The sequence below is a fragment of the Rhizobium sp. LEGMi-198b genome (assembly GCF_054114205.1).
In genome coordinates, this window is sequence record NZ_JBSYVH010000005.1 from 156,335 (window position 1) to 179,075 (window position 22,741).

At 56.1% G+C, this 22,741-nt stretch carries 25 protein-coding genes and 2 pseudogenes; 15 read left to right on the forward strand and 12 right to left on the reverse strand.

Features of this window, described 5'->3' with window-relative positions; genetic code table 11:
- Positions 1–46: 46 nt before the first annotated feature.
- Positions 47–577 (reverse strand): hypothetical protein, encoded by a 531-nt coding sequence (locus ACXHXG_RS19940; protein WP_457900401.1) that lies wholly within the window; start codon positions 575–577, stop codon positions 47–49.
- 12 nt (positions 578–589) lie between these two features.
- Positions 590–877, reverse strand: a complete 288-nt coding sequence (locus ACXHXG_RS19945) for an AAA family ATPase (RefSeq protein WP_457900402.1) — start codon at positions 875–877, stop codon at positions 590–592.
- Between the two features lie 41 nt (positions 878–918).
- Here ACXHXG_RS19945 and ACXHXG_RS19950 point away from each other — a divergent pair.
- From ACXHXG_RS19950 to ACXHXG_RS19965, 4 genes and pseudogenes are all read left to right on the forward strand, one after another.
- Positions 919–1,076 (forward strand): annotated as a pseudogene (locus tag ACXHXG_RS19950) (IS30 family transposase); the annotation flags it as partial.
- An 88-nt stretch (positions 1,077–1,164) separates the two neighbouring features.
- Positions 1,165–1,437, forward strand: a complete 273-nt coding sequence (locus tag ACXHXG_RS19955) for a hypothetical protein (protein WP_457900403.1) — start codon at positions 1,165–1,167, stop codon at positions 1,435–1,437.
- Positions 1,438–1,493: 56 nt separating this feature from the next.
- Positions 1,494–1,811, forward strand: a complete 318-nt coding sequence (locus ACXHXG_RS19960; protein WP_457900404.1) for a signal recognition particle — start codon at positions 1,494–1,496, stop codon at positions 1,809–1,811.
- Positions 1,812–2,198: 387 nt separating this feature from the next.
- On the forward strand, positions 2,199–2,690 hold the full coding sequence (locus ACXHXG_RS19965; RefSeq protein ID WP_457900405.1) for a hypothetical protein: 492 nt from the start codon (positions 2,199–2,201) through the stop codon (positions 2,688–2,690).
- Positions 2,691–3,191: 501 nt separating this feature from the next.
- On the opposite strand, the gene ACXHXG_RS19970 is transcribed toward ACXHXG_RS19965, so the two are convergent.
- Positions 3,192–3,536, reverse strand: a complete 345-nt coding sequence (locus ACXHXG_RS19970) for a hypothetical protein (protein ID WP_457900406.1) — start codon at positions 3,534–3,536, stop codon at positions 3,192–3,194.
- 202 nt (positions 3,537–3,738) lie between these two features.
- On the opposite strand from ACXHXG_RS19970, the gene ACXHXG_RS19975 reads away from it, so the two are divergent.
- Together ACXHXG_RS19975 and ACXHXG_RS19980 are read left to right on the forward strand one after the other, a co-directional pair.
- Positions 3,739–3,951 (forward strand): hypothetical protein, encoded by a 213-nt coding sequence (locus ACXHXG_RS19975; RefSeq protein ID WP_457900407.1) that lies wholly within the window; start codon positions 3,739–3,741, stop codon positions 3,949–3,951.
- Between the two features lie 35 nt (positions 3,952–3,986).
- A pseudogene (locus ACXHXG_RS19980) lies at positions 3,987–4,133 on the forward strand (CopG family transcriptional regulator); the annotation flags it as partial.
- A 196-nt stretch (positions 4,134–4,329) separates the two neighbouring features.
- On the opposite strand, the gene ACXHXG_RS19985 reads toward ACXHXG_RS19980, so the two are convergent.
- A complete protein-coding gene (locus ACXHXG_RS19985; RefSeq protein WP_457900408.1) occupies positions 4,330–4,827 on the reverse strand; it encodes a DUF4411 family protein in 498 nt (165 codons plus the stop codon).
- A gap of 9 nt (positions 4,828–4,836) precedes the next feature.
- On the reverse strand, positions 4,837–5,433 hold the full coding sequence (locus tag ACXHXG_RS19990) for an ImmA/IrrE family metallo-endopeptidase (protein ID WP_457900409.1): 597 nt from the start codon (positions 5,431–5,433) through the stop codon (positions 4,837–4,839).
- A gap of 21 nt (positions 5,434–5,454) precedes the next feature.
- On the opposite strand from ACXHXG_RS19990, the gene ACXHXG_RS19995 reads away from it, so the two are divergent.
- On the forward strand, positions 5,455–6,099 hold the full coding sequence (locus ACXHXG_RS19995; protein ID WP_457900410.1) for a hypothetical protein: 645 nt from the start codon (positions 5,455–5,457) through the stop codon (positions 6,097–6,099).
- A gap of 409 nt (positions 6,100–6,508) precedes the next feature.
- On the opposite strand, the gene ACXHXG_RS20000 is transcribed toward ACXHXG_RS19995, so the two are convergent.
- Both ACXHXG_RS20000 and ACXHXG_RS20005 read right to left on the reverse strand, forming a co-directional pair.
- A complete protein-coding gene (locus tag ACXHXG_RS20000; RefSeq protein WP_457900411.1) occupies positions 6,509–6,691 on the reverse strand; it encodes a hypothetical protein in 183 nt (60 codons plus the stop codon).
- 58 nt (positions 6,692–6,749) lie between these two features.
- On the reverse strand, positions 6,750–7,007 hold the full coding sequence (locus tag ACXHXG_RS20005) for a hypothetical protein (RefSeq protein WP_457900412.1): 258 nt from the start codon (positions 7,005–7,007) through the stop codon (positions 6,750–6,752).
- Between the two features lie 252 nt (positions 7,008–7,259).
- On the opposite strand from ACXHXG_RS20005, the gene ACXHXG_RS20010 reads away from it, so the two are divergent.
- Positions 7,260–8,138 (forward strand): hypothetical protein, encoded by an 879-nt coding sequence (locus tag ACXHXG_RS20010; RefSeq protein WP_457900413.1) that lies wholly within the window; start codon positions 7,260–7,262, stop codon positions 8,136–8,138.
- Positions 8,139–8,368: 230 nt separating this feature from the next.
- Here ACXHXG_RS20010 and ACXHXG_RS20015 read toward each other — a convergent pair whose 3' ends face one another.
- Both ACXHXG_RS20015 and ACXHXG_RS20020 read right to left on the reverse strand, forming a co-directional pair.
- The gene (locus ACXHXG_RS20015; protein ID WP_457900414.1) at positions 8,369–8,773 is read right to left on the reverse strand and encodes a GFA family protein; all 405 of its coding nucleotides are present in this window, start codon (positions 8,771–8,773) and stop codon (positions 8,369–8,371) included.
- A gap of 808 nt (positions 8,774–9,581) precedes the next feature.
- The gene (locus ACXHXG_RS20020; protein ID WP_457900415.1) at positions 9,582–10,553 is read right to left on the reverse strand and encodes a 3'-5' exonuclease; all 972 of its coding nucleotides are present in this window, start codon (positions 10,551–10,553) and stop codon (positions 9,582–9,584) included.
- 161 nt (positions 10,554–10,714) lie between these two features.
- Here ACXHXG_RS20020 and ACXHXG_RS20025 point away from each other — a divergent pair, with 161 nt between their 5' ends.
- From ACXHXG_RS20025 to ACXHXG_RS20055, 7 genes are all read left to right on the forward strand, one after another.
- A complete protein-coding gene (locus ACXHXG_RS20025) occupies positions 10,715–10,957 on the forward strand; it encodes a hypothetical protein (RefSeq protein ID WP_457900692.1) in 243 nt (80 codons plus the stop codon).
- A 391-nt stretch (positions 10,958–11,348) separates the two neighbouring features.
- Positions 11,349–12,632, forward strand: coding sequence for an MFS transporter (locus ACXHXG_RS20030; protein WP_457900416.1), 1,284 nt, complete (start codon positions 11,349–11,351; stop codon positions 12,630–12,632).
- Positions 12,633–13,072: 440 nt separating this feature from the next.
- Complete coding sequence (aepX, locus tag ACXHXG_RS20035; protein ID WP_457900417.1) at positions 13,073–13,984, forward strand: phosphoenolpyruvate mutase; 912 nt, start codon at positions 13,073–13,075, stop codon at positions 13,982–13,984.
- 61 nt (positions 13,985–14,045) lie between these two features.
- Positions 14,046–15,284, forward strand: coding sequence for a pyridoxal phosphate-dependent aminotransferase (locus ACXHXG_RS20040; protein WP_457900418.1), 1,239 nt, complete (start codon positions 14,046–14,048; stop codon positions 15,282–15,284).
- Complete coding sequence (locus tag ACXHXG_RS20045; protein WP_457900419.1) at positions 15,281–16,099, forward strand: phosphocholine cytidylyltransferase family protein; 819 nt, start codon at positions 15,281–15,283, stop codon at positions 16,097–16,099. The genes ACXHXG_RS20040 and ACXHXG_RS20045 overlap by 4 nt, the downstream gene beginning before the upstream one ends.
- Positions 16,099–16,719 carry a CDP-alcohol phosphatidyltransferase family protein gene (locus tag ACXHXG_RS20050; RefSeq protein WP_457900420.1) on the forward strand — a complete coding sequence of 207 codons (621 nt, stop codon included), beginning with the start codon at positions 16,099–16,101 and terminating at the stop codon, positions 16,717–16,719. The genes ACXHXG_RS20045 and ACXHXG_RS20050 overlap by 1 nt, the downstream gene beginning before the upstream one ends.
- 433 nt (positions 16,720–17,152) lie before the next feature.
- Entirely contained in the window at positions 17,153–18,778 is a 1,626-nt protein-coding gene (locus ACXHXG_RS20055; protein ID WP_457900421.1) for an asparagine synthetase B family protein, read from the forward strand.
- Positions 18,779–19,074: 296 nt separating this feature from the next.
- Here ACXHXG_RS20055 and ACXHXG_RS20060 read toward each other — a convergent pair whose 3' ends face one another.
- From ACXHXG_RS20060 to ACXHXG_RS20070, 3 genes are all read right to left on the reverse strand, one after another.
- Positions 19,075–20,547, reverse strand: coding sequence for an alkaline phosphatase family protein (locus tag ACXHXG_RS20060; RefSeq protein WP_457900422.1), 1,473 nt, complete (start codon positions 20,545–20,547; stop codon positions 19,075–19,077).
- Positions 20,548–20,804: 257 nt separating this feature from the next.
- A complete protein-coding gene (locus ACXHXG_RS20065; RefSeq protein ID WP_457900423.1) occupies positions 20,805–21,809 on the reverse strand; it encodes a membrane dipeptidase in 1,005 nt (334 codons plus the stop codon).
- Between the two features lie 76 nt (positions 21,810–21,885).
- The gene (locus ACXHXG_RS20070; RefSeq protein WP_457900674.1) at positions 21,886–22,689 is read right to left on the reverse strand and encodes an ABC transporter permease; all 804 of its coding nucleotides are present in this window, start codon (positions 22,687–22,689) and stop codon (positions 21,886–21,888) included.
- Positions 22,690–22,741 lie beyond the last annotated feature (52 nt).

Sequence of the window (22,741 nt, forward strand, 5' to 3'; positions counted from 1 at the left end):
TGGGCGTTGGAACTATCGTCGCCTGATTACGACCGGGTCAGCCTGGCTAGTCCAAGCCGACCCGGTCGCTTTGGACCTCTCCAAAGACAGGGCATTTTGATCGAGTGCTCTCCGCATCGTCCCTGCCCTCCTGAAACGCTTGCCGCAACTCGCTCCACAGAGGATTCGGAAACGCCCACCTTTGAGCATAGGGTCGCCATCCGAAGAACATGCGCGCCTCCTCGAGCATCTGGTCCCGTATGGGTTCGATCTCTTCCATGACGGCCGCGACCTCGCGCAGAAACGGCAGATTTCTCGACATCCGGTTCAGGTCGTCCTGTGCCGATGACAGGTCTTCGTCCATGTCGATATAATCCTGATCGAGGAACTGGAAGACCCTCGCCGCTTCGACGCCGCGCCTGTAGGCGACGTGCCGGAGGTCGTCCAGGATGCGGTCGGCGGCCGCCCGGTCGAAACGAGTGCGCCCCCGTGTCCGGAACAGCGCAGTCTTCAGGCGTTCGAAGTGCGCGGCATCGCTCAGGCCCTTCCAGCCGGTGATCTTCGGAGATGTGGTCGTCGTCATGGATTCGATGGTCATGCTTTCTCTCCCTTATCCGTGAAGTCGCTGTCTGATCTTTCGGCGCATCTTCGGCGTCGGCCGGTCGGTGGTGTCATCCGGTTTCAGGCCGTCGACAATCTGCTTGCCCGTGAGATGCCCAGCGCCGATCAGCCTGACGTAGCTCGCGTTGTGGCTCTGCTCGCGGTCGCGGTCCGTGAAGGAATCGACCTCGTCGATGAACAGGATTGCCGGCGCCTTCTTCTTCGCCTCGTCGAAGGAAGCGAACATCGCCTTCTGCATGTCGCCGAGATGCCCTTTCGACTTCTCTTGCAAACCCATGCCTTAAATCTTCTGCGGGCCCCGCCTGTGAAAGCCCGGCAAGTTTGACGTTCGACCGAGGCCTCGAATTTGTCTCATGGAGACAACTGGAAAGGACATGAGAACGACAGCCTGGTTCTGTGATCCGCAAGCGCCATGGCAAAAAGGCACGGTCGAGAACACCAACAAACGGGTTCCTCGTTCTCTGCCCCAAGTAACCTTAGGATGAATCTATCATCGACATTCGAGAGTTTTGCGATAATCATTGCAGCAATTGATGGTTGTTACGACGCTATTGGGAGAGACTAATGCGAAATTGGGCGGCAGCAGCCTTCCTGGTCGCCGCCTTGTGCTCTGATATGCACGTTGCCGACGCCCGGACATTCGGCGGCAATGATTGCACTGATGATTGCTCGGGGCATAAAGCGGGCTATGAATGGGCAGAGAGAAACGGTGTGACGGATGAGTCTGACTGTTCTGGAAATTCAACGTCCTTCGAGGAGGGTTGCCAGACATATGTCCAGGAGCCGTCCCGCGGTGCTGACTCCGACGATAACGGCGATGAGATCAATGATGAATAAACAGAGATGGCGAAAGTATCTTCGACCCGTTTAGATCTCATACTTGGAGAGTGTCTATGAAATCTGTCATTTGGGTTATGGCGCTAGTCGCCGTTTTCCCATGCAGTTCCTATGCTGAAGATAGTATGATCGTGACGACGCAACTAGGGGCGCTCCTCGCTGCGGAGGACGCGTGTAGCATGAGTTATGACAAGGACGCTATCCAACGCTACATTGAGAAAAAAGTCGCTGCGGACGATTTGAACTTTGCGAGCATGCTGCCCCTGATGGTCAAAGGCCAGCAAGTCCAAATAGAACAAATGTCTGATAGCTCAAAATCGGCATTCTGCATCCAGCAGCGGCGCGCGGCCAAAAAGCTGGGATTTGTTCAGTGATTCCGCCTACTCTTAGCGTATGCTGATTGCCCTACGCTCACATGAATCGAGGTTGGGCAGTTACTTTCGCTGTATGTGGTAACGGGCGTCCCATCGCATCCCGAGCGAGTTTTCCGATCGCTACCGCTTCGCTCGAGGATGACGCCCATACAAGCGAATGCCAGATAGGGCGTTCGCCCTGTCCGTTCCAGTTTCCATGAAATGGATCGATCGTCACTGTGAATTCCGAGTGCATGGCGCTTCCTCCTTCTGCAACCTAACTGAGCTGGTGACGGCGAAACCAAAAAACAAGTGTCACGCTACCTGTCACGCGACATCCTGCTCTCGCTACGGTAGGCAGCGCCAGGACCTCAGTTTGAGGGGCGAGATGATGTCGCGGAGACGGCTATGGAAGACATCGCACCGAGATCATTTGAGCGGATACAAAAGGAAGACCTAAAACTTTTTTCGGAAGCAGCTTGGTCAAAGTTGACCGAAGTATTCGACAGAGCTCCTGTCGCATCGCTCTATCGTGAGAGACTTCTGCTGCTCGTTCTGGCGCAGGGTGGCGCGCTGCACTTTGAAAACGGTACCAACGGTCTGAAGGACATCGACGTCTGGGCTTTCTTTGCAAAGGGGCCTGAACGCCCATTCCCGCATCGTGTACGATGGACAGCGGACTTTGGTCCCTCCAAATTCGGTAGAAGCCCAGATGACATTGGCTTTACGGGCAGGAGGATCGATATCCTTGGGAGATCGATCGATGTCATCGCCGACGAGTTGCCTGAGGAAAGCGTGAAACGATGGCTGAAGGGGTGGAGTAACTCCGCCGTTGCCCTTCGTCGGAAGCCGATGTTCGTAATTTCCCCACATCAAAAGCTTGGTCTAAGAATAAACTGATGTTTCACCCACAACGGCTCATCTGTGGTGCATGATGGGTAGATTGATGAAACCTTGGGCGGCTATCGTCGCAATAATGTTGATATTGGTGCCGGCTACGTGCTGGGCGACCAATACCCCTTGCAGTGGCCACAAGGGCGGCATTGATCATTGCCAGGGATCGACCTTCATCTGCAACGACGGATCTGTCAGCGCCAGCAAGAAATCATGTGAGGCTTATATGGGCGGCGCGTCACTGCTCGGCTCGACGCCGGCGGATATGGAGCCGACGTCTTCGTCAGATTGCTCGTGCCGCGGCGGATCGTATTGTGTCGGGCCACGCGGCGGTCACTTCTGCCTTACCGACGACGGTCGAAAAAGCTATCTTCGCAAATAACTGCATTGCAACGGTACAAGAGAGCCAAATGAAAGCGTTTATAGATACCGCTCTTCACAAATGGATTTTGCAATAAGCATGCCGCGCCTAACAAGGTCCAAAATGCGGAAGCCGCACAGCAAGCCTCACAAAAAGAACGCAGTACGCCAAGCACCGATAACCTGGATAGATTTCTTTCCATTTATTGTTCCCCTCGCGCTGGCGATATTCCTAATTCCCAGCCGTTGGGCGAATGATCTGTCTTTGCCTTGGGTAATCGGCCCGGCGGCTTGGTTGGCGACCATCGCGGCGACGATTTCTTTCCTGCGCTCGCTGGTCACACGCAGAGGGCTCACAGCGGGATCGTTGTTCAGTTGCGTGGCTCTTGCGGCCTTTGTCGTTGCGGGGACGGTATACTTCTGGGCGCCTTCGACTGGGCCACTGTTGACGCTCTTGCTTGCGCAACTGTCGTCAGCAATCATATGCATCATGCTGGTTATCTTCCTGCGAAAGGTCCAAATCGGTATGGATCCTATCCGCAACGTGGAAATTCGGTCACAAATCGATCTTCAGTCACTCCGCAAGGGGCTCTTGGGCGGGACGGCTTAGCTGGTTATCTGGGATGGCTTGACGCTGATATTTTATCATACCCGCTGTCAGGACCTTAGAACATTGAGCGATGCTCACAGGTGTATGAACGGCGAAATGATCATGGGGGTTCAAGGCCCATTTTCCCACGTCTATTACGCCTGCTACTTCGGAATTTTGGCTTTTGCCGTTCCCATGCGGGCGGGCTTAAGGATGCTGCGCGATTGGGCGAGACCTCCGGAGGACGAAGAGGGAGAAGCCGCAGTGATCGACGAGACGAGCGATAGGTCTAACCGCGAGGATTGGAATGAAAACTGATTATGTCAGCTTCCTTCGCGGACGTCCCGTGACCCGACTTGCAGATCATGTTGCGCCGGGCCGCACTGATGCTCCGGAATGCGGGTTCGATCGCCCTTGATGAACAGGTTGAGGACGCGATAGACAGCATTGCCGACGAACTCGGCAAGACGCGCAACGACATGATCCGCTACATCAACCGATAAATGGAGGACGTTTTTCCGCTAGCGATTTCACTGAACGCCTCCCCTTGCCAAAACGATTTCAAAATCGAACACCATCGTGGGCTCGCACGATTGGAGGAGAGCAGTGGTCGACGGCGCGTCACATCGCGCGAGAATTGGACAAAATGGTCGATAGGGGCATATGAGCTGCTGCTGGAAGCGCAGGGTAGTCGCTCTAGCTGAGCGCCGAGCGCCAGGCCGTTGTAAAATCCAGGGCAGACATCATCTGGAAACTATCACACCAGGTAACCCCAAGATCGTTGCACACATCCGGAACTCGTCGATTTGCCCGCTGGGTCTTTGGCTTGGATGCTTCGACGGTCACGACGACGCGCTCCGTCGGATTGGCCATCGCGTATGCGATCAAGAAGGGATCACGACCGATTTCGATTATTTCGGCATCGTTGAGATCTGTAGCATAGGCCGCAATCACAGCTTGCACCAATTCGGGATCGACATCTTCATCCAGCCGAAGGCTGGCGCCGTTGTCCCCCTCCTTCAACCATTGGCCAATCGGAGACTTCTCGGTGATCTCCTCCAGAATTTCAACGGGTATCTTCAGGCGACCCATGCTGCCCATATGGACTAACCATTCCCAGAACTCGGGCACCCGATTGATCGGATAGTATAGATTGTGCGCTGTAATCAGGACGTTTGCGTCGAGAAGATGCACAATATGTCCTCAGGCCGCGCTGTTGGTAAGGGGATAGACGTTGCTCGGCTTAACCCCAAGAATGGCGGCCGCCTTTGAGGGCGATAGCGCACCATCGGCAAGCATGCGTTTTGCGAGTTCGACCAAGCGATTTCCAAGCTTGTGACGCCGCACGACATAATAGCTGGGACCGCCCTCGGCTTCACGAGCGCGATCGCGCTGCGCAGCCTTGCTCCTCAGCCATTGCTGGCGGAAGAGCGCGGTGACCGAGGACCACATGTTCTGATCGATAATGCCCTCTCGGTATAGCTTATAGGCAACCATAGAATGGCTGACCTGCCGCGTTTCCGCGATGGCGGAAATGCGAGCGACGACGCGGTCTTGCGAAGCACCTACGAGTGAAGTTTCGGTGGTTATCTCGCCTGTGGGCAGCAGAATACGCCCGGCGACGTCGTTGCAGAGGGTCTCGATCGCGTTATTCAGCCGACCGCCGCTCAGGCCTGTTTGTCCGAGCCATATGTGGGCCAGCTCGTGCAACAACGTGAACGACCACGCTTGCTCGCTGTCCTGGTCATTGATCACGACGAAGGGCGCGATGGGATCGGCGAGAGCAAATCCCCTGAACAATTCCACATTCAGTGCGCTGTGATGGCTGCCAAGGTTGCCTATCAAAAGGACGAAGATCCCGGCTGCTTCCGCGCAGCCCCTAAGGTACGCGAAGCCCTTACGCTGATTGCCATGGCGAAATGTCTGCAGATCGAACCCAAGCGCCCGCTGGATCGCGGCTGCGATTACCTGAGGATCTCGCTGCCCTTCAAGGGATCCGACAAAACCCAGCCGGTCAGCCTCATCTTCCGCTTCAAGTACAGCTCGAACCATGTCTTGACGCGCTCGCACCTCGCGAAGAAGTGTATCGACCAAAGCCGCATCACGTTGAGCGAATCCGGCCGGCAGGGTCCGAAAATCCTCCCCGCGAGCTGCCGCGACAGGCGGATTGGCGAGGTAAAATGTCAATATAGGCCGGCGATAGAGGCCAGCCATTTTCAGAAGAAGCGGCCGCGAGGGCTCAACCTTGCCAGCTTCGAGCATGGTCAACCGTTCGCTGCCCGTCACTCCACGGGCAGCGTTGAGGCCGATTTTCTCAGCGGCTTCCTCTACGTTCAGTCCCGCCGTCTCGCGAGCCCAACGCAGGATCACTGGGTTAACCTTGGGCACTTCACACCTCTGTTCGGACAAGCCGATACTCGGTTTGATTTGAGCATGCAATCGTTACCAACATATAGGTATGCATGAAGATTAAGGTCGTCAAACTCTCGTTTGGCAGCGGACTGCGCGAACTACCACTTTCCGCAGTCATCTCCGTGACGCTCTGTACCAAACGATCATAATCCTCAAAAGAACTGCGGCACCGTAGCGACAGGGCGATGCCTTGTTTCCGGATCCGGATAACGTGGCATGTGAATCGCATACGTATCATTAATAAAAGAGATCATCCGCTCGCTGCGTGGGTTCTCCGGCAAACCGAGTTCGATCGATTGTGAGTGAAGCTTTTGAAGATTGTGTCCGTAGCTTTTTTTAATTTCTCGGTAGTCTCTCCCTTTGAAAGCAGAAAGCCCTTGAGGACGAGTTCAATCGGCTTCGGTCGCCGCAGCGAGGAAATCGCCTTGCCGCCGGAGTTCGTCACCTCGATCATTCCGAAAAGTCAGAGGGCCACGCCAGTTATCGGATTGACGATTGGTCGCTCACTCTCATCCTTGCTGCCAGCGGGCTGGACTGTTGGCGGCGCGAGTGATTCTTTGTCGGCCTTTTCAGGCTTTTCCGGTACCGGATTCACGTCCTTGGGGCGTCGCTGCTCGGGCGTCGCATTCGTATCGTTGGTGCTCATCGTCTTCTCCGTCAAACTTGGCATCTGCCTAAAGAACAATGATTGTCGGCGCCGCCCCTCAATCGAATTGTTCACCGTGGCCGATCTGTTCGCGAACCGCATCGCCAATTAGCGGATCATCAGCAGGATCCGGGTCCGCACTATTGGCATCCTCGAGAGAGTGGGCCGCCTCGACCAGCGCTCCGAGTACCTCTCGAGTGCCCCACCCCGCTTCATTGGCTGAAGCGATAACTTCTTCCAGAGAATATCTGGCCGCCGCCTTCAATTCCTCGAAGCGCTGCTGCAAGTCCTCGGATCGTGGTGATGGAAACGGCATGGGTCGCTCCTTTCGTTGACGAGGTAACCCGCAGGACATCGGTCGGTTCCCGCCGACGCCTCGACGCCTCCCAGCGGAACGACATTCATCATCAGGATACAAAACTCGCCTTCACTGTTCGCTTGGCGGTATCTGTGTTCGAGGAGAGAGTTGCCCAAAATGCCGACAGCGCCTATCCATTTCGATACCTTCTATATTTCCATCACTATGACTCTCGCATTTTTATAAAGATTCGCGCCCACCAAAATGCCAATGCATGCTGATTCAGCCCAATTGCGAGACAGGTGCCGCGCTTTCAGTATCGGCGAACTGCTGGCGGATGCCTCCTTTGCAGCTGCTCTCCGTGACGCCGCATTGGAGTTGCTGGCGATCCATCGCACGGCACCGAGAGTGGTGCGCTATGTCGCCGACCTGCAGAAGTGGCTGCTCACCCAGGCGACATTGGCAATGCATTTTGAGCACAAGCTCAATCCGAGCTGCCCGCCAGTCACGGTTTCCAATCTGAGAAAATTCTTGGTCGAGAACCATGTTGCCAGCCACAACACAGCGATCGCGCATCTGAAGGAGATGGTACACTACAAGCTATTCGAGCCGGTAGAAAATGCGGACCGGCGCACCAACGCCATGCAGGCAGCAGCCCACACGGAACAGCTGATCCGGCAATGGCTCGACGGACACCTGCGCTCGCTTGACAGCATAGATGCAGGCAATCGATGTCAACAGTCCCAAGCCGATCCGACGATACTGTTTCGCGCCCAGCCGCAAATCGCGCGTCGGCTCTTCCATCACCCAGGCTGGTACAGCCCTCCCGACAGCATCACGCTCTTCGTCAAGTCGGAATCCGGCAGCAACATATTGCACGACCTAATGTCGCGTGTGCCAGCAACCGCGGAGGTGGCTGAGCGCTCGTGGATAGGTGCTGTTTCGGCACGACTTGCCGCTGCCGACTATCTCATTTCCCGCACTCATACCGGCAGGATACTCGCGACCGCCCAGTCCAAGGGGCTATTGGGATGGGAGACGGCCAAGAAGAGCGGTGACTGCTGGGTTTCGGCGAACCTGGTGCTCGACTATAGGCGGTGGCAGGCCGTGAAATTTTCCGTCATCTCAGACGTCTTTGCGGATATCTAGGGTTTTTGGGCCGCCGGTATCCCTGTAGCTGTTGCGCAGTACTGCTGTGTAGCCCGCGCCCGCAATATCCCCGCTTGTCACTTCCGATGTCTGGGTTCGGGGCCTATGAATTCCCATTTTTCCTTAATGGGTCCCCACACGAGAAGGCCAGTGAAGTGCCAGCGGTGTTCGAATGTCCGGCGATTGCCGATGCGTGTTGGCGTCATCCCTTCAATCGACGCAATCCGCCATTAATCAGTTGGACGGCCTGGCAAATCGTTGATGGTTTCCACCCAGGGCAGCCGGGACGCTTGCCAGATTTGAAACCGGGGAGAAAGCTCGCGACGTTGGTCGATGGTTCCGACGCGTATACCGACATGCTCGGCAGCCTCGGCCTCGCCCGTCGTATAGATCGGCGCCCCACAGTCGCCGCAGAAAAATTGCAGGCGCTTCTGACCGTTATCCGCAGTCTTAACGTAACATCGCAGTTCACCGGCCGTGATACGAAAATGCGCGCGTGGTGTACTGGCGGTCACACGATATGCCGAACCGGTAAGTTGCTGACAATCGTTGCAGTGGCAGATGCCGACGTCGTCGGGATCGATTTCTGCCTCGTAAGTCACACGTCCACAGTGGCACCGTCCTTGTATTTCCATACGTTCAACTCCTTTTCGCGAGGCTGACATCTTGCACCAATTCTCGATCTCATTGCACGCATTGATGAACTAGAGCTCCTCCTCATTCCAAAAAAGGAGCCAAGCGGCGCGCACTCCCCGTTGATGACGATCGGGCACCATCCGACGGAGCGATTGAAAAGCGTCAGTTCTACCTTCGTCGTATTCCAGTTGCTGACTTTTCCAAGGGATGTCGGCAGGGGCAGACAAAGCAGATTTCGAAATCGAGGCCGCTAATCCGGCGTATGCGCCGCATCTCACTCTGCTGAAGCAATTGCTCGGTTAGCAAGTTCTTTGCGGTGGTGAGCTTTACATCCATCAAGGATTCCGGTTGATGTCGACGTTCTCGCTCGGCAGCAAGGCCCCGATGAGTTGCCCTGTCGTTACCCGTGGCAGGTAACGACAGGGCGCGGTCGCCGGCGCGGGTAGCATGGATACGACGGCGACAGGGCGATCGCTCTATATCAGACGATCTCCCAAACAGGAATTTTATGGCCAATTCACTCAGCGACAGGTGGATTGGATTCGCAGAATTCGGATCTGCTGCCCGACGTTGCGATCGACAGGATGAGTTTTCGAAGCCGATCTCGAGTTCTTCTGCTTCCCGGAACTGGTTTCCATGCCCGGCTCCCTCAACTTCTACAGCGACGATGATGGACGCTGCCGGTTCTTTTGGCTTCCATGATAGTGATATTAAATTCTCGACCTCGGATCGGTCGAGATGTCGATTGAGCTGCTTAAAACAATCGCCCACCTCCAGCCGTCACTCCAAAAGGAGGAATGTATGGATCTAGCCTTTGAATCGATCAAAGGCTGTAAGTCGCTGGATAGGCGGATCTGCTTCGTCCCAACGGTAGATCTCTGAGCGAAGATAGCAAAGCTCGTCTTCGACGCCATCTTCGGCAACCTCGATCCACCAGGACTTCGGCCGTCCGTCGCTGCCGTCCGACCACCGATATCCTCTTGCCTTCAGGACGTCCTTCATGTCGAAAGGGCTGTGCTCCGCATAGATGCGGGCACGCGACCGCCTGCTTGACCGGAAAAGTTCGGCGAAGGGCGCCGCTCCCTCACCCTCGCCACGGTCGAGAACCTCAAGGAGTGCGAAGCAGTCGTCGACCGCGCGGTGTCCTGTGTGAAAATAGCCCGCCTGACCGATCAAGTAGCCAAGCTTCGTTCCCTCGAAGCCTCTCGCGCTCCAGTCGATCTCCGAGACGGAGCAAGCCCAGGCCTTATTGGCGAAGACCGGGGAGAACGCCTCGTAGAACGGACGATCGAAACCGGCGTTATGGGCGATGATCAGATCAGCCGGGACGACGAGATCTTTCACGGCCCGCATGTCAATGATCTTGCCATCGACCATCTCGTCGGTGATGCCGGTGAGCCTGGTAACCTCGGGCGGAATGGGAGCTGTCGGCTGCTGCAGTCCGCCATAGGTGCCGATCAGGTCTCCAATCTTCCCTTCTTCATCGAAGGTGAAGGCGATAAGTCCCAGCTCGATGATTTCGCAAGTCCGGTGATCAAGACCGGTGGTCTCCGTGTCGAGAACGATGCCGACATTCTGAAATCCTGCTCGCGGCACCGTCGCAATATCACGCTGCGGCAACTTTCTGAGGATCCGGTATTCGCCGCTGCCTTCAAGCGCGCGGATCATCTCATCCGCGCTTTGGTGGTAAGTCATCTGGCGCCGCGATGCACGACGACGCACCTGCAAGGCGTCGCCCTTTGAATTGCCGGGCGTAAACATATCGAGTTGCGAATCCATGATCCCTTATCGCATCAAGGATCGATTCGTGCGAGCCGCGAGTTTTCATCCGCTGCTCCAGCGCCGGCGTCAGATCATCTAGGAGAAGCCAATCTAAGAGGATTTGACCGTGGAAAGTCAGAGGTATCTTTCCATGGGGCGTGTTTTATTTAACGACGCTGATGTCTGTGACGCTGTCCTCGATCAGCCCAGGGTGGCGGGGCAAGCCTTTGGCATTTTGCATTTTGCATACAGGTGTCTTTCGTTCGATCCATGCGTCGGAAAAAGACCGCACGAGAGACGCGTTCGGTTGCGCGCTCTATGAACTCAATATCGATATCATCGGTGACCGCCCGCTGGCAACGGAGATCACAAGATATCCGCTGAAATGCGTAGTTGAGACGGCCGGACATCATTTCATCTGACGCGTCTTTATCGGGTTTGCGACACAGCTTTGTTGAGCAACCTCGTTCTGTTTTCAAGTTAAATAGCTGAAAAGCTGACGGAAGTCTTTCTTTGCCGACTAGTGATTTTTGGCACGGCCCTTGCAGCCCTTGTAGCGAAACGGCGCGAGCTCCCGACGAGCATTCCTGCCACGGCCAAATCCAGCGGAGGGACCGAGGGCTACGAGAGCAACATGTCAGATCTCTATCGGAGGACACTCTACCGGAGACGGCATTGACCGCAGCGGCAATCCCTTCCGCCATATAACAGATTATCCCGCGACTGGGGAAGACTTCTGATCCATGACGTCTTTAGCAATCCTCGACGCACTCGGAAGCGAAGCAGTCGGCTCCAGGCCGGCATTGACACCGAATGTGTGCCCGAAATCCATATGCCCAGCAAGAAGGGCGATTCACAGTGCTCAACAGTGGAAATAAGCTTGGGAATGCGAGTTCGTATCTGAACGGCAGCGCCCCCTATTGGAAGAAGAACCTTATCGTTTGTGCTGCCGGTTCGTTCACGACGACCGTCGCCATGACAATGTTACTCCCCTTCTTGCCCCTGTATATCCGGGAACTAGGCGTCATCGATCAAGCATCCATAGCGCAGTTTTCGGGCGTGGCTTACGGCGTGACTTTCCTTGCGGCCGCACTGGTTGCCCCGCTTTGGGGAAGACTTGCCGACCGCTACGGTCGGAAGGCGATGATGGTTCGCGCAAGCTTGGGTGTGGTCGCAGCGATGGCCTTAATGGGTGTGGCTCAAGACGTATGGCAGTTCCTGGCTATAAGATTTTTATCCGGTCTACTCGGAGGCTACTCGTCTGGTTCATATGCATTAGTAGCGACACAGGTTCCCAAAGACCGTATTGGCTGGGCGTTGGGGTTGTTGGCCACGGGGATCATGGGGGGCAACCTCGTCGGCCCGCTGATCGGCGGATTTCTACCGACATTAATCGGCATTCGAGAAACGTTCTTTTTGACCGCGGCCCTAGTCTTCCTCACTTTTCTTGCCAGCGCATTTTTGATCAGAGAGGATTTCAATGCTCGAACGACAGAGCGTGAATATTCCAACAGTTGGTCCACGATTCCAAGCAGGAGGCCCGTCTTGGCAATGCTGGCGACGGGCTTGCTTCTGATGATCGCCAATATGTCGATTGAACCAATAACGGCGATTTACATTTCGCAACTCGTCGAGCCTAATCGTCATGTTACCCTTTGGGCCGGTCTGGTCATTTCGGGTACCGCGTTTGGGAGCGTTCTCTCCGCCTCGCATCTTGGAAGACTAGCCGATCGCGTCGGACACTGGAAAGTTATCGTTGTCGCGATGTGCGCCGCTGCGGCACTCCTTCTGTCACAAGCTTTCGTTACGAACGTTTTGGAGTTGGTGGGCCTCCGAATATTGATGGGGCTCGTTTTAGGGGGCTTGCTACCTTGTATCGGCAGCGTGATACGCCACAGCGTCCCCGAGCGAGCCGTCGGCGCGATACTCGGCTGGTCGACATCGGCGCAGCACGCCGGTCAAGTGCTGGGCCCGGCCATCGGCGGCGTATTAGCTGCTCATGCCGGCATACATTCTGTGTTCGTTTTTACCTCGTTCCTCATGCTCGTCGGAGGTTTTATCGCTTGGAGCAGTCGACCCCAAGCGAACAGTGCTTAAGGCCGAGCCCATTATCCAACCTGCACAAATTGCAGCGAGCCAGCCCGCAACGGCCTGGACTTATTGCCTTTAGACGCGGAATTTCGCGTGGTGCCAAGCTTCGAGCGGCTCATCACTTCTACGGGCCTACTGCGATCACTGGCCGCGGTCCATTCCGCAATGTGACGGCGCAGTAATGGGCTTATGAAGTGATCAAGCCAAGCCCAGCAGGCCGAAGCTCCGAACAGTGCTCCAGGCGAACATTTACTCACATGCATGTGCTGGCAGCGAAATATATTATAAAATATATTTAGTTATAATGATTTATAACCTTCCGTCTGACCCTGACATATATACAAACTATTTGCTCTGACTCAGGATATATTAAAAAATATACCAGTTTAGTCGTTGCCTTTCTTCGAAAATGCATTCAGCCTTCATTTTATGAAGGAGGAGTGACAATGGATCAGAAAGTTTTTATCTCCAAGCCGATCGGAGCCGTTGAGAACCCGACAAAGACGCTCCTTGATCTTATTTACTCCAGCGATCTGTCGTTCCTCATGGAAGCTCATGATGGACTTTCAGCGGCGATCGCAAGGCAGGCTGGCTTCAAGGGGCTTTGGGCCTCGGGACTTTCGATCTCCTCGGCGCTCGGCTATCGAGACGCGAACGAGGCCAGCTGGACCGACGTCGTGCACGTGGTGGAGCGGATGGCCGATGCCAGCGGACTGCCCATCTTGGTCGACGGTGACTCGGGCTTCGGCAATTTCAACAACGCCCGGCTCTTGGCAATGAAGCTCTTGCAGCACGGCGCCGCCGGCGTCTGCCTGGAAGATAAGGTCTTCCCGAAAAGGAACAGTTTCGTCGGAGACCGTCACCCGCTCGTCGATATCGATGAGTTTTCCGGCCGCCTTAGAGCAGTCAAGGACATGACCGGGAACGACCTCGTGCTCGTCGGTCGCATCGAAGCACTGATCGCTGGCTACGGTCTGGACGAGGCTCTGCGGCGCGCGGACGCCTATGCCGACGCCGGTGCCGACGCGATCCTGATCCATTCACGCAAGAGCGATGCGAATGAGGTGCTCGGTTTTGCGAAACAGTGGCAGAGGCTTCCAATCGTGATTGTCCCGACGAAATATTACCGTACTCCGGTCTCGGCATATCGAGATGCCGGCATCTCAACGGTGATTTGGGCCAACCACGCAATGCGGGCTGCGGTTGCAGGGATGCGCGCGGTGTGTGGCCGTATAGCCACCGAAGAGAGCATCGCCGGAATAGAGCCGGAAGTCGCCACGCTCGATGAAATCTTTGATCTCCTGGGTTACGACGAATTGGCATCGGCCGAAGATCGCTATCTGCCCAAGGACAAATGATGGACGTCGGGGACTGACGGGCCAGCAGGATATCGATACTAGAATTCTTTAGGAGGCGCACATGCTTGCGCAACGGATGTCTTCGCTCTCAGAGCCAGGAACGGCTGCGGCGCGAGAGATCGCCAGGATTGCAGCAGCAGCCGGAAGACAGATCGTCGACCTCGCCGCTGGCGAGGTGACCATTGGGCTGCCGCCGACAATACGCGAAGGCGCCATTGCTGCAATCGAGGCTGGCGCCAACCGCTACACGGATACGATCGGTATTACGCCCCTGCGCGAAGCGGTAGCCGAAAAGCTGACGGCGAGCACGTATGTAAATTGGGCCGCTGAGAACATCGTCATCACCAACGGTGCCAAGCAAGCACTCCTGGATGCGGTGTTCGCAATTCTCGATCCGTTGGACGAGGTCATCATCTTTCGTCCCTGCTGGCCAACGATACCGTCACAGGTCTTGCTCGCAGGCGCAAAGCCTGTGTTCGTCGATGTGAAGCCGCCGACGTATATTCCGACGGTCGAAGCCATTCGCTCCGCCGTCACGTCACGCACCAAGGCGATAATCCTCAACTCACCGAACAATCCGACCGGCGCAGTTTACGACCGGACAACTCTGCAGGCGATCGGCGACCTCGCCGTCAACTATCAACTCTGGATCGTTTCGGACGAATGTTATTCGAGCTTCGTCTTTACCGGCCACGGACACCAGTCGATCGTCACCGCCCATCCTGGAGTGCGGGCGCAGACTATTCTGGTCAATTCTTTTTCTAAGGAACTGGCAATTGCGGGCTGGCGTCTCGGATACTTCGCGGCCCCGCCCGCAATCGTATCGGCAGCAAAAAAGCTGCAAAGCCATATGACGTCGAATGTCAACGTCATAGCCCAGCATGCGATCCTCCACCACCTCAGGGTCTCCGACGGCTCGTTCGAACGGGACATGTTCAAGCGCCTGGCTTCGGCGCGGCGCGACGGCCTTGCGGTTTTATCGCGGCTTATCGACGTTCGGACGCCGCTGGCCGACGGATCTTTCTACTTTTATCTCGACCTTGGCGAACGAATAGCCAAGCTGCCTGTCAACAGTCCCGTCCAAGGCATCGATGACATCGCACGGTTCCTCCACGAGGAAGCCGGTGTCGCCTCGGTGGCAGGCTCGACCTTCGGCGATCCAGCAGGCTTGCGCCTGTCGTTTGGTGCACCGGGCGACCTTCTGATCCCGGCCCTTGAGCGGGTGGTTAAAACGCTCAACGCGCTCAACGAGCGTCAGCGGCCAAAAGATGTTTTTTCCCGAAGCGGAGGTCTATCGTGACACAGGTAACAAGAGCCGTCATTCTGGCTGCGGGGCTTGGTTCGCGTCTTCGCCCCCACACCGATCTTCTGCCGAAACCTCTTGTGAAGGTGCTTGGCACACCGATCCTGCACAACACCCTAAGTCAGCTTTCGGAGCATGGGGTGTCAGAGGCGACGATCGTCGTCGGCTATCGGCGAGAGGCGATCCGTGAGGCCTGCGGCTGTCGTTTCGGAAATGTGGATATTTCCTACGTTACCAATCCTATATTCGATCGCACGGGCAGCGCCTTTTCGCTCTGGATGGCTCGAGACACGCTTCTCGCCGACGACGCGCTCTTCATCGAAGGCGATGTGTTTTTTGACGGTGAGGTACTCGGCCGCACCCTTCAGAACCGGAGGCGTTCGTTGACCGACCAGAATGTCGCTGCCGTCGCCTCCTTTGCCATGGGAATGAGCGGCTCAGCCGTCGAGCTCGACGCCAACGGCTTGGTTTCGACTTTCGTCATGAACCAGACCCCGCAAGCGGCGCAAGCGCTAGATCTCTTTAAGATCATCAACATTACCGCGTTTTCAGCCGCGACGTCGCGCGTCCATCTCGTGCCGGCTCTGCAACGTGCCGTGGAGGCCAACGCCACGACGGCCTACGTCGAAGAGATCCAGGGATCTCTTATTGATCGCGGTGAACTTCGTCTTTCGACTGTCGACTGCTCCGACACCCGCTGGTTCGAGATCGACACCGAGGCCGACCTCCGGACGGCTGAAAAACTTTTTGCGGGTGGCTGCTGCGATCAAAGGGCGCGCGACCACACTGAGGTAGCAGGGGGGATGCCGTGATGCTTCACTATCTCCGGGATTACGCCAACGCTATCACCGCTGTCAGCTACCTCTTCGCGATCACCGGGCTTTTCCTCGCGATGAACGGCCATATCGAACTCGGGACAGCGTTCGTACTCTGGACTTGGTTCCTTGATCACTGGGATGGACATGTCGCACGCAAGACGAAGGACCGCCGGCGGCCGGGTGTGGCGGATTTCGGGAAGAGCTTTGACGGGTTCGGAGATTTGATCCACGGCATCCTATTCCCGTCGATCATCATCATGCTTGTTGGTCATGGGAGCCTGCTATCTTTCGTCGCCGTAGCCGCGTTGATCATGGCCGGCGCTATCCGGCTCAGCTACTTCGAGAATGTTGGTCTAACTTCGGATGCGAAATTCACCGGCATTCCGGTTTCATACGATGCGCCGCTACTGGCGTTGCTGCTTCTTGCGAGGCCGCAATTGCCTGATAATGCCTTTCCAACAGTAATGGCGATAGCCTTCATCATACTCGCACTGCTCCACGTCACGACCACAATCCGGGTCCCTGCTATCCGGGCAACCGCTTTGCCGATCGCGACTTTCTGTGCGATCGCCGGTTCGATCGCGCTTGCCATGGCAGCGGTGACGGATCGTTAAGCGGTCGAACATCGTGTGGATCCAGGCACGGAGAGAGAAATGAACGGACCTTGGAACCCCTGGGAAGTTGGGCGGGCTTCCGCCACACTCATTGACGTTGGAAGGAGTTTTCCACCTTCGAGCCCAGTTGTGAGAAAGGGGCTTTCATATCTTCTGAAAACCGAGATCGGTGATGCGGTTTGGTTTTCCTCGCTTTATCGCAAAAAGAAAGATCGCAACGCCGGCGCCGTGTGGCTCGCGGGCCAGATGGGTCGGAAGCCGGGGTCGGAAAGGATCAACCTCCTTACGATTTTCTGCCTACCATGGCTATTCAGGTACCGGCGATCATGGGAAAGCTGGCTCGCCTTTTATTGCACGTGCGACACTCCTATCCGGATTTCTGGCCGTTCCGACCATTTATTCGCAACCGGTTTGTAGGGGAGAGAAGACGACCATGAGCGGGTTTATCGGGTTCTTTGGCAAGGTCGGCCTTGATCTAAGACGAGCCGCGGACCTTCTCTCCCATCGGGGATGTCGATTACACGCATTCGAGGACGACCGCTTTGGCATAGCTATGGTCATGGACAGCGACAACGGCCTCTTCACCTCAGAGCACGTTACGGTTGCTGTAAGTGGAAACCCCTACTATTCGCCCGGGCGTCTCTTGTCCGCAAGGGAGCTGGCAGACGAGTACCTTTCATCAGGAACGGTTCAGGCATCAACTATTTTCGGAACGTTTTCCTTCGTTATTTTCGATTCAAAGGCTGAACGAGTTCTCCTTTATCGTGATGCGATAGGCATTACTCCGCTCTATGTTATGAGGCTGGAGAACACTGTCTATTTCGCAACGGAGTACAAGGCACTCTTAAACGTGCCTGGATTTCATCGCCAAATTGACGTCGGTGCCGTAAATCACTTCCTTTCAACAGGATGGAACGTTCATGGCACGACATTCTTTTGCGATATACGCCCTGTTCAACCTGGCCGGCTTGTTGCTCACGCTCCAAATGCGACAATCCTCAACAATCCCATGAATAGACGGATCGAGACGGACGGCACAAACAAGGTCACATCCGACGATCTGCTAGCCGCGCTCGATCAGTCGATTGATTCCTCTTTAGCCGTCAGCGGACCGAATATCGGCATCATGTTAAGTGGTGGAGTTGATTCCGCTCTAATTGCCGCACTTCTAAAGCGCAAGATTGGTGAAAAGCCTATCAGATCCTTCACAGTTGGATACGGTGAGAGCGATCCGGAGATTATTGGAGCTCGGCAAACCGCGCATGCACTAGGGCTCGACCATAGCGAACTCATCCTTTCCCTTGACGAGTTTGATAAACTGATCGCTCCAGCGATATGGACCATGGAGAACGTTTGTGGCTTCGACGAGTATCCATGTCTATTTGGCTTGCTACAATCGGTTAAGGGGACTGTTGATACCGTCTTTTCGGGTAACTTCTCTGACACCATATTCGCTGGCATGGCGACCCATCGCAAGATTTGGGAAGACGACCATGTGGCCCATCGTAAAAGTTCTGCGTGTGAAGACATCTCCAACGACACGCCGGAAGGCGCCGAACTTGTTTCCGATCCTTGGACTTATCCAGCACTTTCGCGAAATCTGACAGAGGAACTTTCGCGCGCGCTCAGGGAACGGGATGAGCGAATGAGTGCGCAGGAGCTGTTCGTAGCATCAATTGGTGCACACTTTATATTGCCATATGCTCATCCCGCGGTAATCAATGTGGCCATGCTCAGTACGGACGCGCAAAAGTTGAGCGCTGAAAGAAATAAAATCATTCTACGCGATGCTGCAAGCAACGTTCTGCCGTCTAGTATATCCGAACGTCAGAAGCATATTCAGCAGATGCCGTATGATCGAACGATGCAAGACTATTTACTGCATCAGCTGGACGGAATTCTCTGCAATAGCAGCTGCATCTCCCGTCGATATCTTCGGGATACGTATTTGATACACACGCGATCCTTGCTGAAGCGACATATAAATGTGACGAGCATTCAAAAGGCCTGGAACATTATTGCTTTTGAAACTTGGTGTCGGCTCTTTCTGCCGTCGTAATCGGCTTCGGAGGAGAACAATAGGATCTGACAATGCAGCAGTCCGGTGATCGGCGGGACATAGCCATTGGCCGTTGGCGAGTTCATTGCAAGCGTTGACTGCCCGTCACGTTTCGCGCTTGCTGGAGGACAGTACAACGCGGTTTTCGGGCTCGCCTCCTAAAGACGCGTTAGCGCATCGGGAAACGCGGCGAAGTTCGGCGCTGGGAAACCTGCTGCGCGAGGGGATACAGCCTTAAAAGGAAGAAGGAAGGCCAGCGGCTCAGGCCGCGACTTTGCAATTTCCCGACCATTGCGTCACCCGTCCGCGGTTCCGCTTTCGATATAGATCGTTCCTCCAACGTGAACGCGCTGCAGAACCTGCCTGAACTTCCCGAGCGTTGCTTCGAAGGCTTCGCGACGGACGTGCGGGAGTGGCTTCGAGCCATGGTCCAGAATTTCATGCAGAATCCGTCCCCTCATGCTTTCTGGCTTGGAAAATCCAAGAAGGTGCAGAATCGTCGGCGCAAAATCGCAGATACCGGTCGGAGCCGAAGAGATGGCACCTCGGCCAGAAAAGGCCGAGCCGGCTATGATAGCAACGGCGGCAAGCTCATTTGGATGCAGGCCGCCGTGGACACCAAGGCCCGATCGGCGGTCGTTGTCATAAAACGTGCCGCCCGCAAGCCCGAAGGAATCCACACCGTGGTCAGCACGGAAACAAAAGGAAACGTCCGGGGCGCGAACGTGATCGGCGAGGACGAGGTGATTGCCGAGACTGCCGGGAGCGATGCCCTCGGTTTCGTTTTTAGGGCGAGTGAAGATCGGTCCGCACCAAATCTCGCCCGCAATCGCCGCCACAAGACGGGCAACATGTTCGTCCCTTGGATCCGACAGATACAGCGCGCCGACCTGACCAGGCACGACGACGACATCGACATCCAGGCCAGGTGCTATGCCCGGCCGAAAGCCAGCAGCTCGCAAGCCGTCGGCGACGGAGACGCGTGTGTGGCCAGTGATGTGACCATGATCGGAAATCGCCATGATCTGCACACCTTCAGTTCGTCCCTCCGCTTCCCACCAGTCCAGGACCCGGCCGAACTGGCGGTCGCAGTGCGCGATGATCCCGCGCGTCGCCGCAGCGCCCGTGCCGTGGACATGGGACGTAATATCGGGCTCCCCAAAAGACAGGACGGTGACATCCGGTCGGTATCTCGGCCAAACCACGTTAAGGAAGGCCGAGGTGATCCAATCCTGCCCGGCCGCGTCAGGCTCGTTTTCGGGGGGTGCCGGCGGAAGCTCGCCCACAAGCGCTTCAGCTGCTCTCAGCACCCCGTCGGGTGTGCAGACTTCGCGGAAATGACCGGAGAGGCGCACATGGCCGAAGTCTTCGGCCTTATGGTGGAAGAAACGCGTCGTACCGGCCGTGTTGGTCGCCAAAACAGCCAAAGGGCGGCCGCGGGCGGCAAGGATCTCGCCAAGCGACGGTACGGACATAAGCCGCCCTTCGCTCGCCAAATCAAGCCTGCGCAATAATACCGCGTCTGACGTGTCGACATAGCGCGGCGGTGAGACCGAGCGATCGATATATTTGTTGCCCACCATTCCATGCCCCGCGGTCGTAGCGCCGGTAATGAGGCTCGGGAATGCGGAACGCGTTTCGCTGGGATAGATCGTGCGATGCTCTGACAGCGTGACACCGAGAGCCTGCAACCGGCAAAGGTTTGGTGTCAGATCAGGGGAAACGAGGTCCGGCCGAAGGCCGTCGAAGCTGACGATGAGAAATCGCATGAATTGTAATTCCAGTTGCTAAAGGGGTATAGGCAAATGTCACGTGCCGGATGGCCAGATCCGGCGACGACGTACAGCATGGACAACCATATTCGCTCTAATGGTGAACTAATCCTCGATCATGCATGGCCTTCATCGCGGTGGTATGGACGCCGCGCAAAGGCACGGCGGGTGGGGGCAAGTCCAAGTCCGCGTTGAGAGTTGAAGCCGAAAGGCGCCCTGACCAACGCCCGGCAAGCCGTTCGGATCATTTGCGCCTATCCGACGACCCTGCGAATGGACCGCAGCCAGTTTCCCCCGAGGATCGCTTCGATCTGCTCGCGCGAGTATCCGCGGTCGATGAGAGCAGCTGTGAGATTGGAAAGCCCGGCGATCGTTTCGACACCCTTCGGATACTTCAGATTGAAGAAGTCGTCGTTCGTTCCCCAGATATCGGGCCTCAGCGATCGCCAGCGAATGGATTCGGGCGGTTGAGTCTTGGAGGCGATCAAGCCATCGCTGTAATCAAGACCGAGGCCACAGGATGCGACGCCAAAACGGGACGTTATGTGATCCGCATGATCGATCAGGTCCGATACTGTGGCTTGGGTTTTGCGAACCGTGCGGGTCACGCAGCACAGGCCGATCATTCCGCCTTTCGCGACAACTGCACCCAGTTCCTCATCCTTTACGTTTCGGTCGTTGGGGTTCACCGAAAATGCATTGGCATGGGTGAACGTCGGATTGGCCGCGAGCTCTATTGCCTGCCGCCGGGATTGACGCCCGGTATGCGACAGGTCCAAAAACATCGGCAATTCGTTGACCGCGGCGATGAAGTCCTTGCCCAGGAAGCTTAAGCCCGCGTCATTCAGTTCCCCACAACCAGCGCCCAGCTTGTTTGATTGCGAATAGGTCAGTCCGATGAACCGCAAGCCAAGACGGAAAAGCAGGGACACTCTCCAGAGCTGATCATCGATCATCGAAGCTCCCTGCGTGCCCGGCATGACCGCAAGCTTTCCCTCTTTTGCTGCTCTTTCGATGTCGGCGCTGTTTAGCGCCAAATGGAGCAGTGGGCTCGCCTCGATCTTTCGAAGAGAGGTTTCAAAAGATCTCAGCGTGCTTTCCCAGTCCTGTTCGGCCGCGAAGGTGACATTCGTGGCGTTGACACCAGCGGTGAGGCAAGCCTCTGCGTAAGGCTCATCAAGGACATAATTGAGCGACAGGCAGTCAAACACGAAGCTGCTCTTGGTAATTTCGACGGCATCGTCGCGAACGGATTGCATCTTTATTGTCTCCTTGGCGTCTTATGCGGTTGTGATGCTTTGCCCAGCGACTTCTTGGCTGACGATCTGTTTGCAGTCACTGCAGTCCCTTGTCCAATCGGTCGCGCAGCCAGTCGCCCAACAGGCTGATTGAGAGCGTCGTCGTGACGATCAGCGCCGCGGGCGCAAACATGATCCAGGGCGCGCGGGTCATGTAGTCCCGGCCGTAGCCGACCATGTTGCCGAGGCTGGTCATTGGCGGCTGAACGCCGAGCCCGAGGAACGACAGGCTGCTTTCCATGAGGATGATTTCCGGAAAGGTCAGCGTCATCGACACGATGAGTGTGGAAGAGATATTCGGCAGAATATGACGGAAATAGACGCGGAACGGACTTGCGCCCAACTGACGAACGGCGCCGGCATATCCTTGCGCGCTCGCCGCAATCGCAAGCCCGCGGGAGATGCGGGCATAACGCTCCCAACCGTAAAGGCCCATCAATCCGATGAAGAGCGGCAAAGCGTTGCCGAAAAATGCCAGCACCGAAAGGGAAAGGATGAGAAATGGCATGGCTGCCTGGAAATCTGCCAGCATCAGGATCAACTGCTCGACGCGCCCGCGAAAATGCGCCGCGACAAAGCCCATGGTCGTCCCGAAGCAGGCGGAAATCAGCGTCGCCCCGAGAGCGACCAGAGCCGAGATCCGAACGGAGAAGATCAATCGCGACAGCACATCCCGACCGAGTTCGTCCGTTCCGAGCCAATGCCGTGGGTGGAACGGCGAGGACAGACGATTTGGCAGGTCAAGAGCCGTATATTGATAAGGCGCGATCTGATTGGCGAGCAATGCGACAAGCACGATGAGGCCGATCCAGATCAGGCTGGCGATGACCGCGAAGGGCATAGGACGATGTTGCCGCATCTTATGCTTGGGGACCGCCGTCTCGTTTACTTTT

What these genes read in the sequence shown, in the direction of transcription:
- ACXHXG_RS19940 (WP_457900401.1), bottom strand. Translation starts at nt 577, where the DNA reads ATGACCATCGAATCCATGACGACGACCACATCTCCGAAGATCACCGGC.
- ACXHXG_RS19945 (WP_457900402.1), bottom strand. Translation starts at nt 877, where the DNA reads ATGGGTTTGCAAGAGAAGTCGAAAGGGCATCTCGGCGACATGCAGAAG.
- ACXHXG_RS19955 (WP_457900403.1), top strand. Translation starts at nt 1,165, where the DNA reads ATGCGAAATTGGGCGGCAGCAGCCTTCCTGGTCGCCGCCTTGTGCTCT.
- ACXHXG_RS19960 (WP_457900404.1), top strand. Translation starts at nt 1,494, where the DNA reads ATGAAATCTGTCATTTGGGTTATGGCGCTAGTCGCCGTTTTCCCATGC.
- ACXHXG_RS19965 (WP_457900405.1), top strand. Translation starts at nt 2,199, where the DNA reads ATGGAAGACATCGCACCGAGATCATTTGAGCGGATACAAAAGGAAGAC.
- ACXHXG_RS19970 (WP_457900406.1), bottom strand. Translation starts at nt 3,536, where the DNA reads ATGATGCATATGATTGCTGACGACAGTTGCGCAAGCAAGAGCGTCAAC.
- ACXHXG_RS19975 (WP_457900407.1), top strand. Translation starts at nt 3,739, where the DNA reads ATGAACGGCGAAATGATCATGGGGGTTCAAGGCCCATTTTCCCACGTC.
- ACXHXG_RS19995 (WP_457900410.1), top strand. Translation starts at nt 5,455, where the DNA reads ATGGCTGCCAAGGTTGCCTATCAAAAGGACGAAGATCCCGGCTGCTTC.
- ACXHXG_RS20000 (WP_457900411.1), bottom strand. Translation starts at nt 6,691, where the DNA reads ATGAGCACCAACGATACGAATGCGACGCCCGAGCAGCGACGCCCCAAG.
- ACXHXG_RS20005 (WP_457900412.1), bottom strand. Translation starts at nt 7,007, where the DNA reads ATGCCGTTTCCATCACCACGATCCGAGGACTTGCAGCAGCGCTTCGAG.
- ACXHXG_RS20010 (WP_457900413.1), top strand. Translation starts at nt 7,260, where the DNA reads ATGCATGCTGATTCAGCCCAATTGCGAGACAGGTGCCGCGCTTTCAGT.
- ACXHXG_RS20015 (WP_457900414.1), bottom strand. Translation starts at nt 8,773, where the DNA reads ATGGAAATACAAGGACGGTGCCACTGTGGACGTGTGACTTACGAGGCA.
- ACXHXG_RS20020 (WP_457900415.1), bottom strand. Translation starts at nt 10,553, where the DNA reads ATGGATTCGCAACTCGATATGTTTACGCCCGGCAATTCAAAGGGCGAC.
- ACXHXG_RS20025 (WP_457900692.1), top strand. Translation starts at nt 10,715, where the DNA reads ATGTCTGTGACGCTGTCCTCGATCAGCCCAGGGTGGCGGGGCAAGCCT.
- ACXHXG_RS20030 (WP_457900416.1), top strand. Translation starts at nt 11,349, where the DNA reads ATGTGTGCCCGAAATCCATATGCCCAGCAAGAAGGGCGATTCACAGTG.
- aepX (WP_457900417.1), top strand. Translation starts at nt 13,073, where the DNA reads ATGGATCAGAAAGTTTTTATCTCCAAGCCGATCGGAGCCGTTGAGAAC.
- ACXHXG_RS20040 (WP_457900418.1), top strand. Translation starts at nt 14,046, where the DNA reads ATGCTTGCGCAACGGATGTCTTCGCTCTCAGAGCCAGGAACGGCTGCG.
- ACXHXG_RS20050 (WP_457900420.1), top strand. Translation starts at nt 16,099, where the DNA reads ATGCTTCACTATCTCCGGGATTACGCCAACGCTATCACCGCTGTCAGC.
- ACXHXG_RS20055 (WP_457900421.1), top strand. Translation starts at nt 17,153, where the DNA reads ATGAGCGGGTTTATCGGGTTCTTTGGCAAGGTCGGCCTTGATCTAAGA.
- ACXHXG_RS20060 (WP_457900422.1), bottom strand. Translation starts at nt 20,547, where the DNA reads ATGCGATTTCTCATCGTCAGCTTCGACGGCCTTCGGCCGGACCTCGTT.
- ACXHXG_RS20065 (WP_457900423.1), bottom strand. Translation starts at nt 21,809, where the DNA reads ATGCAATCCGTTCGCGACGATGCCGTCGAAATTACCAAGAGCAGCTTC.
- ACXHXG_RS20070 (WP_457900674.1), bottom strand. Translation starts at nt 22,689, where the DNA reads ATGCCCTTCGCGGTCATCGCCAGCCTGATCTGGATCGGCCTCATCGTG.